Source organism: Paracoccus simplex, assembly GCF_042648325.1.
Classification (GTDB): Bacteria; Pseudomonadota; Alphaproteobacteria; order Rhodobacterales; family Rhodobacteraceae; genus Paracoccus; species Paracoccus simplex.
This window is the reverse complement of the sequence record NZ_JBHRXE010000033.1, coordinates 44,596-57,044: the sequence shown is the minus strand read 5'-3', so window position 1 is coordinate 57,044 and position 12,449 is coordinate 44,596. Positions and strand designations below refer to the sequence as shown.

The 12,449-nt window shown below is 68.9% G+C and carries 14 protein-coding genes; 4 read left to right on the top strand and 10 right to left on the bottom strand.

Features of this window, described 5'->3' with window-relative positions; all coding sequences use genetic code 11:
- Nucleotides 1-269 precede the first annotated feature (269 nt).
- On the top strand, nt 270-1,214 hold the full coding sequence (locus ACFOMP_RS11785; protein WP_379030735.1) for a pirin family protein: 945 nt from the start codon (nt 270-272) through the stop codon (nt 1,212-1,214).
- 108 nt (nt 1,215-1,322) lie between these two features.
- Here ACFOMP_RS11785 and ACFOMP_RS11780 read toward each other — a convergent pair whose 3' ends face one another.
- A complete protein-coding gene (locus ACFOMP_RS11780) occupies nt 1,323-2,051 on the bottom strand; it encodes a GntR family transcriptional regulator (protein ID WP_379030732.1) in 729 nt (242 codons plus the stop codon).
- Between the two features lie 132 nt (nt 2,052-2,183).
- Here ACFOMP_RS11780 and ACFOMP_RS11775 point away from each other — a divergent pair, with 132 nt between their 5' ends.
- From ACFOMP_RS11775 to ACFOMP_RS11765, 3 genes are read left to right on the top strand one after another with little or no spacing between them, the layout of a single operon-like run.
- Nucleotides 2,184-2,882, top strand: coding sequence for an aspartate/glutamate racemase family protein (locus ACFOMP_RS11775; protein WP_379030729.1), 699 nt, complete (start codon nt 2,184-2,186; stop codon nt 2,880-2,882).
- Nucleotides 2,883-2,907: 25 nt separating this feature from the next.
- Nucleotides 2,908-4,266 (top strand): NCS1 family transporter, encoded by a 1,359-nt coding sequence (locus tag ACFOMP_RS11770; RefSeq protein WP_289896829.1) that lies wholly within the window; start codon nt 2,908-2,910, stop codon nt 4,264-4,266.
- Nucleotides 4,267-4,269: 3 nt separating this feature from the next.
- Nucleotides 4,270-5,046 (top strand): aspartate/glutamate racemase family protein, encoded by a 777-nt coding sequence (locus tag ACFOMP_RS11765; RefSeq protein ID WP_379030726.1) that lies wholly within the window; start codon nt 4,270-4,272, stop codon nt 5,044-5,046.
- Nucleotides 5,047-5,128: 82 nt separating this feature from the next.
- Here ACFOMP_RS11765 and ACFOMP_RS11760 read toward each other — a convergent pair whose 3' ends face one another.
- The 9 genes from ACFOMP_RS11760 to ACFOMP_RS11720 all read right to left on the bottom strand — a co-directional run.
- Nucleotides 5,129-5,533, bottom strand: a complete 405-nt coding sequence (locus tag ACFOMP_RS11760) for a PIN domain-containing protein (protein WP_289896831.1) — start codon at nt 5,531-5,533, stop codon at nt 5,129-5,131.
- Nucleotides 5,530-5,769 carry a type II toxin-antitoxin system PrlF family antitoxin gene (locus ACFOMP_RS11755; protein ID WP_289896832.1) on the bottom strand — a complete coding sequence of 80 codons (240 nt, stop codon included), beginning with the start codon at nt 5,767-5,769 and terminating at the stop codon, nt 5,530-5,532. Before ACFOMP_RS11755 ends, ACFOMP_RS11760 begins: the two co-directional genes overlap by 4 nt.
- A 72-nt stretch (nt 5,770-5,841) precedes the next feature.
- Nucleotides 5,842-7,344 (bottom strand): UxaA family hydrolase, encoded by a 1,503-nt coding sequence (locus ACFOMP_RS11750; protein WP_379030721.1) that lies wholly within the window; start codon nt 7,342-7,344, stop codon nt 5,842-5,844.
- A 22-nt stretch (nt 7,345-7,366) separates the two neighbouring features.
- On the bottom strand, nt 7,367-8,764 hold the full coding sequence (locus tag ACFOMP_RS11745) for a mannitol dehydrogenase family protein (RefSeq protein WP_449302611.1): 1,398 nt from the start codon (nt 8,762-8,764) through the stop codon (nt 7,367-7,369).
- 1 nt (nt 8,765) lies between these two features.
- Nucleotides 8,766-9,491: a 2-dehydro-3-deoxy-D-gluconate 5-dehydrogenase KduD gene (gene kduD, locus ACFOMP_RS11740; RefSeq protein ID WP_379030718.1), complete on the bottom strand. Its 726-nt coding sequence runs from the start codon at nt 9,489-9,491 to the stop codon at nt 8,766-8,768.
- Entirely contained in the window at nt 9,488-10,312 is an 825-nt protein-coding gene (gene kduI / locus ACFOMP_RS11735; RefSeq protein WP_289896836.1) for a 5-dehydro-4-deoxy-D-glucuronate isomerase, read from the bottom strand. Before kduI ends, kduD begins: the two co-directional genes overlap by 4 nt.
- Before the next feature lie 11 nt (nt 10,313-10,323).
- Nucleotides 10,324-10,605, bottom strand: coding sequence for a cupin domain-containing protein (locus ACFOMP_RS11730; RefSeq protein WP_379030714.1), 282 nt, complete (start codon nt 10,603-10,605; stop codon nt 10,324-10,326).
- Entirely contained in the window at nt 10,605-11,891 is a 1,287-nt protein-coding gene (locus ACFOMP_RS11725) for a TRAP transporter large permease (protein WP_379030711.1), read from the bottom strand. Before ACFOMP_RS11725 ends, ACFOMP_RS11730 begins: the two co-directional genes overlap by 1 nt.
- 18 nt (nt 11,892-11,909) lie before the next feature.
- The coding region (locus ACFOMP_RS11720; protein ID WP_379030708.1) for a TRAP transporter small permease at nt 11,910-12,449 on the bottom strand (540 nt) is incomplete at its 5' end.

Sequence of the window (12,449 nt, the reverse complement as noted above, 5' to 3'; positions counted from 1 at the left end):
GCGCCCGGCCCTGGGACCGGTGGGTCCGTTCGGGATGACTGGCCCATGCGATTTGTTATTCTAGTAACTTACGCCGGCCGCGCCTGTAAACCTAGCCCATAGGGTTGTCGTCCGGCGATCGCGGCCGCGATGCGGTGCGCGCGGCCGCCGTGACCCCGCCGCCCCGGCACGAGGCGGCATGGCGCCCGCCCCCGACAGCCCCGATGCCGCCTTGCGCAAGACCTGATACGCTGAACCCTCGCATCCCGGACCCACGAAAGGAGCCCGACATGAGCTGGAACCCCACGCAGAACCCGGATTGCCCCGATCGCCAGGGCCTGGAATCCATCGAGACGCTGATCATTCCCCGCGCCCGCGACCTGGGCGGCTTCGAGGTGCGCCGCGCGCTTCCCGCGCCGCGCCGGCAAATGGTCGGCCCCTTCATCTTCTTCGACCAGATGGGCCCGGCCGAATTCCTGACCGGCGGCGGCATCGACGTGCGCCCGCATCCGCATATCGGGCTGGCGACGGTGACCTATCTGTACCAGGGCGCGTTCCAGCACCGCGACAGCACCGGCGCCGACCAGATGGTCCATCCCGGCGAGGTCAACTGGATGATCGCCGGCAAGGGCGTCACCCATTCCGAGCGCACCAGCGAGGCGATGCGCAAGCAGCCCGGCTCGCTTTTCGGCATCCAGACCTGGGTCGCGCTGCCCGAGCAGGCGGAAGACCGCGATGCCTCGTTCGAACATCACGGCAAGGAGGCGCTGCCCTTCCTGGAGGACGGGGGCAAGCAGGTGCGGCTGATCCTGGGCGCGGCCTGGGGCGCGCGCGCGCCGGTCAAGACCTTCACCGAGACCTTCTATGCCGATGTGGTCCTTGCGCCCGGCGCCAGCCTGCCGCTGCCCGACGACCACGAGGACCGCGGCGTCTATGTGGTCGAGGGCGGCATCCTGGTCGCCGGCGACAGCTTTCCGGCCGGCCGGATGATGGTGTTCCGCCCCGGCGACCGCATCAGCCTGAAGGCCGGCGAGGCCGGCGCCCGGCTGATGGTGCTGGGCGGCGAGACGATGAACGGGCCACGCTACATTTCCTGGAATTTCGTCGCCTCGTCGCAGGAACGGATCGACGCCGCCAAGCAGGCATGGGCGCAGGGCGACTGGCAGCATGGCCGCTTCCAACTGCCGCCGGGCGACGACGGCGAGTTCATCCCCTTGCCCGACCAGCTGAGATGAGGGTTCCGGCGGCAGGCGGCATGGGGACAGGGATGCGGTCCCGCCGCCGGCACGGCAGGATCGCCCCGATCCGGATGCCCCCGCCGGCCGGCCGCCGGGGCCGACGGCTCAGGTCGCGGGGCCGTTGCGGTGCCCGGTCTCGTGCCCTGCACCGCCCGTCGCGGAAACCCCGATCAACTGATCCTTCAGGCTGACCGAGGAGACCGGCGGCAGGTCGAAATTCAGCCCCGCCTCCAGATGCCGCAGGTGTTCGTCGGTCAGGCGCAGCAGCAACGCCTCGTCCCGCGCCATCAGGGCGTCGGCGATCCCGACATGGTCGTCGCAATTCGCGCAGGAATGCCCGGCGCTGGGATACATGCCCAGGATCAGGGTGCTGCGCATGGTCAGTTCGGCCAGGAATCGTTCCAGCACCCGATTGCCGGAAAGCCGCGCCAGATACATGTGGAACTGCTGCGACAGGCGCAGCTCGGTCGGCTTGTCCCGGCGGGCCCGCGCCTCGGCCTCGGCGGTGATATTGGCGCGCAGATAGGCGCCATCCTCGTCGCTGACCCGGGCCACGGCCTGCCGGGCGATGGTGCGCTCGATGGCGCGGCGGGCCTGGAAGACCTCGCGCGCCTCTTGCGCCGAAGGGGTGACGACGAAGGCGCCGCGATTGGGGCGCAGCTCGACCACCTGCTTGGCGGCCAGCGAGGCCAGCGCGCGGCGGACATTGGCGCGGTTGCAGTTGAACAGCTCGCTCAGCGCCTGTTCGCCCAGCTTCGCCCCGGCGGGCAGGCGCTGTTCGGAAATCGCGTTCAGGACCGCGTCGACGATCTGGCTTTCGGGCTGGGCGTCCATCGGTTCTGGTCTTCTTTCTGATCGACCTTCGGAAATTACCGGCAAATCCCGGGCCAGGCAACCACCCCACAGAATCGTTGACTTGATGACAATCATTGTTAACAATCTTTGTTAACATGAATGGAGGTAGTGGTGGAAATCCTGGTCGTCAACCCGAACTCGACCCAGACAATGACCGACAAGATCGTCGAGGCCGCGCGCGCGGCGGCCGGTCCCGGCACGGTGATCCAGGGCGCCACCGCCGCCGGATCGCCCGCCAGCATCGAGGGCCATTACGATGAGGCGATGTCGCTGCCCGGCCTGCTGGCCCGGGTCCGCGAGGCCGAGGCGCAGGGCATCGACGGCATCGTCGTCGCCTGTTTCGACGACCCGGGCATCGCCGCCTGCCGCGAACTGGCCAGCGGCCCGGTGCTGGGCATCTGCGAGGCGGCGGTGAAGGCGGCCAGCATGCTGGCGACCTCGTTCTCGGTCGTCACCACGCTGCCGCGCTCGGTCCCGGTGATCGAGCATCTGATCCACGGCTACGGCCTGTCGCATCAATGCCGCCGCGTGCGCTCGGCGGCGATCCCGGTTCTGGCGCTGGAGGAGCCCGGCTCGAACGCGCGCATCAAGGTCCGCGACGAGATCCTGTGCGCCATCCGCGAGGACCGCTGCGAGGCCGTGGTTCTGGGCTGCGCCGGCATGGCCGATCTGACCGCCTGGCTCAGCGAGGAAACCGGCATTCCGGTGATCGACGGCGTCAGCGTCGCGACCCGCATGATCGAGGCGCTGGTGGGCGCAGGGCTGAAGACCAGCAAGATCAACGCCTACGCTTTCCCCAACCAGAAATAGGGAAACGGAGACAAGGGAGGAGAACATGACAATGACAACCCAGGAGGCGGCGCCCGACAGCGCCGTGATCGAGCACAAGGCCGTGGGCGAGGAAAGCCTGGCCCCGCAGCAGGCCCGGATCATGGACCCTTGGTCCTATCTGTTCGCCTGGCTGGGCGGCTGCGTCTCGATCGGCACCTTCACCATCGGCTCGGGGCTGGTGGGAACGCTGAACCTGCTGCAGACCTTCGTGGCCATCGCCATCGGCTGCACGGTGATCGGCATCGCGCTGATGATCAACGGCCAGGCCGGGCACAAATACGGCATTCCCTTCATGGTGCAGGCGCGCTCCGCCTTCGGCTTCACCGGCACCCGGATCCCGGCGCTGGTGCGTTCGGTCCCGGCCATCGTCTGGTTCGGCTTCCAAAGCTGGATCGGCGCCGGAGCGCTGAACCTCGTTTCCGACACGCTGTTCGGCTATTCCAACATCTGGGTGTTCTTCATCGGCTTCCAGGCCCTGCAGATCGGCCTGTCGGTGCTGGGCTTCCACGGCATCAAATGGCTGGAGAACATCGGCTCGGTCTTCATCATCGGCTCGCTGATCTACATGTTCTTCAGCGTCATCAACAAATACGGCGACGAGATCAGCGCCAACCTGATCAATGTCGAGGGCACCTGGGGCGCGCCCTTCTGGGGCGGCACCATGCTGTTTTTGGGCATCTATTCGACGATGATGCTGAACGTCTCGGACTATTCGCGCGAATTGCGCAAGGATGTCGGGCCGGTGCGGCAGATCGCGATCTATGCCAACTCGATCCTGCCGGCGACGCTGTTCATGGGCCTGATCGGGCTGATGGTCTCGGGCGCGACGGGCGAGGTCGATCCGATCAAGGTGTTTTCCAGCGCCGTCGACAACAAGCTGCTGCTGGTGGTGACGCTGCTGTTCATCGCCTTCGCGCAGGTCACCACGAACATCCTCAACAACGTCGTGCCGCCGGCCTATGCGCTGATGGACGTGTTCAAGATCAACTTCAAGACCTCGGCGGTGATCGTCGGCCTGCTGGCCTTCGGCACCTTCCCCTGGGAACTGGTCAAGGACGAATCGGCGGCCGGGCTGAACCTGTTCATCCGCACCTATTCCGCCTTCCTGGGCCCGATCTTCGCCATCCTGGTGGTGGATTACTTCATCCTGCGCAAGCAAGAGCTGAACCTGGACAAGCTTTATGATCCCGAAGGGCCCTACAAGGGCGTGAACATGGCCGCCGTCATCGCCATGGCCGTCGGCGTGGTCTTCGCGCTGATCTTCTCGGGCATCTCGTGGTATGCCAGCCTGCTGCCCGCCGGGATCCTCTATTACCTGCTGATGCAGCGCCTGCCCTCGGCGCAGCGCTTCCGGGAGAACTGAGCCATGACCATCACCATCACCGCCCGCGCCCGGCACTGGGCCATGGCCGCCGGTTGCAGCCTGGGGCTGCTGTCGGGCCCGGCCGCCGCCCAGGATACGGCCCAGAGCCCCGGCCGGATCATCGTGCTGATCAACCCGAACTCGAACGAGGCGGCGACGCAATCCATGGCCGGGCTGGCCCAGGCCGCGATCGGGGATGCCGCCAAGGTCGAGGGGCGCAGCAATGCCGGCGCCCCGGCGCTGCTGACCACGCCCGAGGACATGGCCAATGCGGTCCCCGGCGTGGTCGCCATCGGCACCGAGGCGGCCGCCGACCCGCGCGTCGCGGCGCTGATCGTCTCGGCCTTCAGCGATCCCGGCCTGCCGGAGCTGCGCGCCGCGGTGGAAATCCCGGTCTTCGGCATCGGCGAGGAGGTGTTTCACGAGGCCGCGCGCGACGGCCGGCCCTTTGGCATCGTGACGGTGACGCCGGACGAGAAACTGGTCGAATCCTTCCGCCAGAAGGCGGCCGCGCTTGGCTACGAGGCGCAATATCGCGGCGTCCGCGTGACGCCGGGCGATCCGACCGAACTGGTGCAGGATCCCGCCCGGCTGGACGCCGCGCTGGCCGAGGCGGTCGGGCAATCGACCGGCAAGGACGGCGCCGAGGCGGTGATCATGGGCGGCGGCCCGCTTTCGGCCTCGGCCGTCCGGTTGCAGCCGCAATTCGACCAGCCGCTGGTGGTCGCGGTCACCGCCGCCGCCCGCGCCGCCGCGAAGCAGGTCGCAAGGGCCGACTGACCCGGACAGGCCCGCCCCGCATCGGGACCGATGCGGGGCGGCGCCGTGCCGGCTTTTGCCGCGCAGGGATGCCGGCGCCGGATCAGCCTTCCGGCGGCGGCGCGACCATGCCGGCCTGCGCCACGGCCTTGCGGTCGAAACTGAAGGTGGCGCTGCACCCGGCATCCCGGGCCGCAAGCACGATCATGTGGTCCGAAAAGCCCGCGCCGCCCTGCCGATAGCGCTCGACCGCAAGCCCGACCCGGTCCGCGGCCTCGACGACGATCTCGGGCGCGGCCAGCAGCCCGTCCAGCGCCGCGGCAATGTCCTGCCGCGGCAGGTCATAGGCCCGTTCCAGAACCCAGACGATCTCGACCAGCACCTCGCGGCACAGATAGCCGGGGCTGTCCGCCGTCAGGCGGGCGAACAGGGCGCTGGCCTGCGGGAACTGCGCCGGGTCGTCCTGCGTCAGGAAGCGCAGGACGACATTGGTATCCAGCGCGATCACCGGTCTTGCGCGCCAGCGGCGATGGCTTGCTCCATCTCCTCCAGCGACACCGGGCGCTGGCCCTCGCGGCGCAGCATCCCGGCCAGCTGGGCGACCGGGCGGGTCCGCATCAGCCGCACCTGCCCATCGTCCAGGATCACATAGCGCAACCGGTCCCCCGGCCCCAGCGCCAGCGCCTGCCGGACGGATTTCGGCAAGGTGGTCTGGCCCTTGATGGTGACCGTCGATTCGGACATCTCGCTCCCAATGCGTTTTTGCGTTTCGCATTACCATATGGGCATTCGCATGGGTTTGGCAAGCGGCGCCGGCTAAAGCACCGCGCCGATGCGCCAGGGCACGAATTCCGCGTCGCCATAGCCGAAGATCTCGGATTTGCTGCGCGCGCCCGAGGCGGTGTCGAGGATCTGCCCATAGATCTCCTCGCCCATCTCCTGCAGCGAGACCGCGCCTTCGGCGACCTTGCCGCAGTCGATGTCCATGTCGCCGCGCATCGCCCGCCACAGCGCCGTGTTCGAGGCGAGCTTCAGCGACGGCACCGGATGGGCGCCGAAGCAGGAGCCGCGCCCGGTGGTGAAGGCGATGACATTGGCGCCCGCCGCCACCTGCCCGGTGGCCGCGACCGGGTCATAGCCGGGGCTGTCCATGTAGACCAGGCCGGGGCCGCGGATCGGCTCGGCATAGCCATGCACGGCCGACAGCGGCGCCAGCCCGGCCTTGGCCACCGCGCCCAGCGATTTCTCCAGGATGGTGGTGATGCCGCCGCGCTTGTTGCCGGGGCTGGGATTGTTGTCCAGGCTGGCGCCGTTGGCGCGGATGTAGTCTTCCCACCAGCGGATCATCGTCCGCAGCCGCTGGCCGTCCGCGGCGCTGGCGCGGGCGATCAGCAGATGCTCGGCGCCGTAGATCTCGGGCGTTTCCGACAGGATCGAGGTGCCGCCCGCCGCGACCAGCAGGTCCGAGGCGACGCCAAGCGCCGGATTGGCGGTGATGCCGGAAAACCCGTCCGAGCCGCCGCATTGCATCCCCAGCGTCAGCCCGGAAACCGGCAGGGTCCGGCGGCGGTCGGCATCGGCGCGGGCGGCGATGGGGGCAAGTCGCTCCAGCGCGCGGCGCACCGCCTCGGCCGAGCCGCCCACCTCCTGGATGTTGAAGCTGGCATGCCGCTGGCGCGTCTCGTCGTCGCGCCGGTAGAGGGTCAGCTGGTTGACCTCGCATCCCAGGCCGACCAGCAGCACGCCGCCGAAATTCGGATGGTCGCGATAGCCTTTGAGCACGCGCACCAGCAGGGCGAAGCCCTCGCCCGCCGTGGCGATGCCGCAGCCCTGGTCGTGGACGATGGGCACGAAGCCGTCCAGGTTGGGGAATTGCGGCAGAAGCCGGGCATTCGCCGCGCGCGCGATGGCGTTGCAGACGGTGGACGAGCAGTTGACCGAGGCGATGATGCCGATGAAGTTGCGCGTCCCGACCCGGCCGTCGCGGCGCGAAAACCCCTGGAAGCTGCGCCTGTCGGGGGGCGCGGGCAGCCGTCCGGCCTGGCCGGCGGCGGCCCCCCGGCCCGGCACGCCCATCCCGGCGTTCTGGACATGCACATGCCGGCCGGGCGCGATGGCGGCGGTGGCCTCGCCCATGACCTGGCCGTATTTGATGATCGGATCGCCCGGCGCGTGCGGGCGCAGCGCGAACTTGTGCCCGGCGGGAACCGGTTCGGCAAGCCGGACGCCCAGTTGGGTTTCGCCCGGCTCCAGCGCCCGCAGGGCGATGCCGACACCGTCGCCGGGGGAAAGCAGCAGGGCGGCGGGACGGTCGGCCATGGCAGGGTCAGGCATCAAACGGTCAGGCATGGACAAGGCCCGCGGCCGCGGCCCGCGCCCCCCGCCGGATCAGCACCGCCAGCGCCTTGGTCAGCGCGGCGGCAAAGCCGGCATCGTCGCGCAGGGCGGGCGGAAACACCTCGGCCAGGGCCAGGAAGCCGCGCACTGTCGCGGCCGGATCGCCGGTCCACAGCGCCGCCAGGCGCGGGGCAAGCGGGTCGCGGACCTCGATCGGCAACCCCTGCTCGTCCCGGCCCGAGACGTAGCGCATCCAGGCCGCGACGGCCAGGGTCAGGCCCGGCACCGCCCGTCCGGCCGCACGGGATTCGGCGATGGTGCCCAGGATGCGCTGCGGCAGCTTCTGGCTGCCGTCCATGGCGATCTGCCAGGTCCGGTGCCGGATCGCCGGATTGGCATAGCGGGCGGCCAGGGCATCGGCATAGGCCGCCAGATCCTGGCCCGGGGGCGGGGTCAGCGCCGGGATGATCTCGTCGCGCCACAGCCGGCACGCGAAACCGGCAAGGACCGGATCGGCCATGCTGTCCGCGATCGTCTGGTGCCCCGCCAGATAGCCCAGATAGGCCAGGCTGGAATGGGTGCCGTTCAGCATCCGCAGCTTCATGTGCTCATGGGGCGTCACGTCGGCGACCAGCTGCGCGCCCGCCGTCTCGAAGGCCGGGCGGGGGCCGCGGAACCGGTCCTCGATCACCCATTGCCGGAAGGGTTCGTGCATCACCGGCGCCGCGTCGCGATAGCCGGCGGCGGCCTCCAGCCGGTCCAGGTCGGCGGGCGTGGTCGCGGGCACGATGCGATCCACCATGGTCGAGGGGAAGGCCGCTTCGGCGGCGATCCAGCCCGCCAGCGCGGGGTCGATCAGCCCGGCCAGGTCCAGCACCACGCCGCGCAGGACGCGGCCGTTTTCCGGCAGGTTGTCGCAGCTGAGCACCGTGAAGGGCGGCAGTCCCGCCGCCCGGCGCAGGGCCAGGGCGCGGACCAGGAAGCCCGGCGCGGATTGCGGCAGCGGGTTCGCCAGGTCATGCAGGATGCGGGGATGGTCGCGGTTCAGCCGGCCGGTGGCGGGTTCGTGGCAATAGCCCTTTTCCGTCACCGTCAGGCTGACGATATGCGTGCCCGGCGCGGCCATCGCGTCCAGCACCGCCTGCGGATCCTCGGGCGCGACCAGCACGTCGCGCAGCACCGTCACCACCTGCGGCCTTTCCCCCTCGGGCGCCAGTTCCAGCGCGGTATAGGCCCAGCCCTGCGGGCGCAGCCGGTCGCGGGTGTCCGGCGATTGCAGCGAAACGCCGATGACGCCCCAGCCGCCCGCCTCGGCCACATAGATCGCGCCATGGGCGCGAAAGAACGCCCCCAGACCCAGATGGACGATGCCCGCCGGCGCCGCGGTCGGGGCGCGATACAGCCTATCGGGCAAGCCAGCCTCCATCGACATTCAGCACCGCGCCGTTGACATAGTCCGAGGCCGGCGCGGCCAGGAACACCGCGGTCTGGCCGATATCCTCGGGCCGGCCCCAGCGCCCGGCCGGAATGCGCCCGAGGATCGCGGCCGAGCGGTCGGGATCGTCGCGCAGCGCCCGGGTGTTGTCGGTCTCGATATAGCCCGGGGCGATGGCGTTGACGTTCAGCCCCCGCGCCGCCCATTCGTTCGCCATCAGCCTGGTCAGACCGGCCACGCCATGCTTGCTGGCGGTATAGGACGGCACCCGGATGCCGCCCTGAAAGGACAGCAGCGAGGCGATGTTGACGATTTTGCCCCGCCCGCGCGGCAGGGCGGCGCGGGCGAAGGCCTGGCAGGTGAAGAACAGCGCCTTCAGGTTCACGTCGATCACCGCGTCCCAGTCGGCCTCGGTGAAATCCACCGCATCGGCGCGGCGGATGATGCCGGCATTGTTCACCAGGATGTCGATGCGCCCGGATGCAAAGACATCGCGCGCCGCCATCGGGTCGCTGAAATCCAGCCGCATCTGCCGCCCGCCCCCCATCAGCGCCAGCGTCTCGTCGCAGTCGCGGCGGCCGGCGGCGATGACCTCGGCCCCGGCCCGGGCCATGGCGACGGCGATGGCCTGCCCGATGCCGGTATTGGCGCCCGTCACCAGCGCCACCTGGTCTTGCAGCGAAAACGGGTTCACCGCAGCGCCTCCGGCTGGACGAAATCCATGTCGGTATAATCGACGTTGTCGCCGGCCATCGCCCAGATGAAGCCATAGCCGCCGATGCCGGCGCCGGAATGGATCGACCAGGGCGGCGAGATCACCGCCTGTTCATTGGCGACGAAGATGTGCCGCGTCTCCTGCGGCTCGCCCATCAGGTGCAGCACCCGGGCCTGCGGTGCCATGCCGTGATAAAGATAGGCCTCCATCCGCCGGTCGTGGACATGGGCGGGCATGGTGTTCCAGACCGAGCCGTCCTCGAGCGTGGTATAGCCCAGCACCAGCTGGCAGCTTTCCATCACCAGCGGGTGGATGAACTGCCGGATGGTGCGCTTGTTCGAGGTCTCGACCGCCCCGGTGGTCATCTGTTTCGCGTCGGCCACCGGGACAAGGCGGCTGGGCAGGGCGCGATGCGCCGGGCAGGAGGCGATGTAGAACCGCCCCGCTCCGCCGAAGGTCACCGGACCCGAGCCCATGCCCAGATAGAGCACGTCGCCCTGCCCCATCCGCCAGGTTTCGCCCGCGGCCGCGACATGGCCCGGCCCGCCGATATTGACGATGCCCATCTCGCGCCGGTCCAGGAAGGTCGCGGTCCGGGTCTCGGCCACCTGGTCCAGCACCAGCTCGGCGCCGCCGGGCACCGCGCCGCCGACCACGAAGCGGTCGTAATGCGTATAGACCAGCCGGATCCGGCCGTCCCGAAACAGGCCTTCCGCCAAGAAATGCCGGCGCAGGGTTTCGGTATCCATGGTCTTCGCATGGTCCGGGTGGACCGCCTGGCGGGTTTCGACATGGGTCACGATATGTCCTTTCACAGAAAATCGTCGCGGCGCGGGGTGAAGCTGTCGATCAGCTCGCCGGCTTCCAGGCAGGTGCAGCCATGCACCGCGCCCGAGGGGATGACGAAGGCGTCGCCCGGCCCGACCTCGAACGCGCGGCCGTCCAGGGTGAAGCGATAGCGCCCCGACCGGACATAGGTCGATTGCACATGCGGGTGGCGGTGCGGCGTGCCCCCGTCGCCCGCCGCGAAGGCGAAGCGGACGACCATCAGCTCGGGCGCATGGGCCAGCACGGTGCGGACCGGATCGCCCATCACTGCCCCCGGAACAGCGCCGGCAGCCACAGCGACAGCGCCGGCACATAGGTCACCAGCAACAGCACCGCCAGCCCCGCGGCGTAGAAGGGCCAGACGCTGCGCATCGCCTCCCAGATCGAGATGCGGGCCACGGCGGCGGCGACGAACTGCACCGGCCCCAGCGGCGGCGTGTTCAGCCCGATGCCCAGGTTCAGGATCATGATGACGCCGAAATGCACCGGATCGACGCCGAAGGCGCTGACCACCGGCAGGAAGATCGGCGTGGTGATGATGATCAGCGGGCTCATGTCCATGAAGGTGCCCAGCACCAGCAGCACGATGTTGATCATCAGCAGGATCACGAAGGGATTGTCCGAGACCGACTGCATCCAGTCGAGCGAGATCTGCGCCACATGCAGATAGGCCATCAGCCAGCCGAAGGCCCCCGCCATGCCGATGATCAGCAGCACCATGGCCGTGGTGCGCACCGCCTGCTGCGTGGCATGGACGAAATCGCGCCAGGACATGCTGCGATAGACCAGCATCGTCACCAGCAGCGCGTAAAGCACCGCGATGCACGAACTTTCGGTGGCGGTGAAGATGCCCGACCGCACGCCGCCGAAGATGATGGCGATCAGCAGCATCCCCGGCAGCGATTCCAGCAGGAAGCGGAACACCCGGGCAAAGCCGGGAAAGGGCTCGGTCGGATAGCCGCGGCGCACGGCGACGATCCAGGCGGTGAAGGACAGCGCCAGCGCCAGCAGCAGGCCCGGAACGATCCCGGCCGTGAACAGGTCGGCGATCGAGATCCGCCCGCCGCCCGAGATCGAATAGATGATCATGTTGTGGCTGGGCGGCAGCATCAGCGCGATCAGCGCCGCCATCGAGGTCACGTTGACCGCGTAATCCGCGCCATAGCCGCGGTCCTTCATCTGCGGGATCATGATGCCGCCGACCGCCGCCGCCTCGGCCACGGCCGAACCCGAGATGCCGCCGAACAGCGTCGAGGCGGCGATGTTCACCTGTCCCAGCCCGCCGCGGACATGGCCGATCAGCGACCCGGCAAAGCGCACGATCCGCGCGGCGATCCCGCCGCGGACCATCAGGTCGCCGGCGAAGATGAAGAACGGAATCGCCATCAGCGTGAAGACCGAGATCCCCGCCGACAGGCGCTGGAACACCACCAGCGGCGGCAGGCCCAGCCAGACCACCGTCGCCAGGCTCGAAATGCCCAGGCAGAAGGCGATGGGTGTGCCGATCAGCATGAGCAGGGTGAAGACACCGAAAAGAATCATGTATTCCATGATGTTGCCCCGCCCCCGTCACGCTTCGGTCATCAGGATGTCTTCGGCGTCCGGCTGGGCCTCGGCCATGCGGCCGGTCAGCCGCTTCAGCAGATGCTCCAGCACGAACAGCGTCATCAGCAGGCCGCCGGCGAACAGCGGCATGTAGCCGAAACCGCCCGGCAGCCCGATCACCGGCAGCGTGGTGCCCCAGGTCTTGGCCATCAATTGCCAGCCATAGACCGCCATGCCGATGCCGAAGCACAGCACCGACAGGTCGGACAGGCCCTTCAGCCAGGTTCCGGCGCGGTCGGGCAGGAAGAACAGCAGCACGTCGAAGCCCATGTGAAAACTTTCATGCACCCCGACCGCCGAGCCCAGAAAGATGAACCAGCTCATCAGCAGGATGGCCACCGGCTCGACCCAAAGCAGGCTGTCGTTCATCACGTAGCGCATGAAGACCTGGGCGAAGACGATCAGCGTCATCAGGACCAGCCCCGTCCCCGCCAGCCACAGGCTGGCCCGGCTGAGAAAGCCGTTCAGGCGCGACAATGCAGCGATGCCGGCTTGCATGGCACC

Excerpts from the sequence above, each read along its gene's own strand:
- ACFOMP_RS11785 (WP_379030735.1), top strand. The coding sequence starts at position 270 with ATGAGCTGGAACCCCACGCAGAACCCGGATTGCCCCGATCGCCAGGGC.
- ACFOMP_RS11780 (WP_379030732.1), bottom strand. The coding sequence starts at position 2,051 with ATGGACGCCCAGCCCGAAAGCCAGATCGTCGACGCGGTCCTGAACGCG.
- ACFOMP_RS11770 (WP_289896829.1), top strand. The coding sequence starts at position 2,908 with ATGACAATGACAACCCAGGAGGCGGCGCCCGACAGCGCCGTGATCGAG.
- ACFOMP_RS11765 (WP_379030726.1), top strand. The coding sequence starts at position 4,270 with ATGACCATCACCATCACCGCCCGCGCCCGGCACTGGGCCATGGCCGCC.
- ACFOMP_RS11755 (WP_289896832.1), bottom strand. The coding sequence starts at position 5,769 with ATGTCCGAATCGACGGTCACCATCAAGGGCCAGACCACCTTGCCGAAA.
- ACFOMP_RS11750 (WP_379030721.1), bottom strand. The coding sequence starts at position 7,344 with ATGGCCGACCGTCCCGCCGCCCTGCTGCTTTCCCCCGGCGACGGTGTC.
- ACFOMP_RS11730 (WP_379030714.1), bottom strand. The coding sequence starts at position 10,605 with ATGGGCGATCCGGTCCGCACCGTGCTGGCCCATGCGCCCGAGCTGATG.
- ACFOMP_RS11725 (WP_379030711.1), bottom strand. The coding sequence starts at position 11,891 with ATGGAATACATGATTCTTTTCGGTGTCTTCACCCTGCTCATGCTGATC.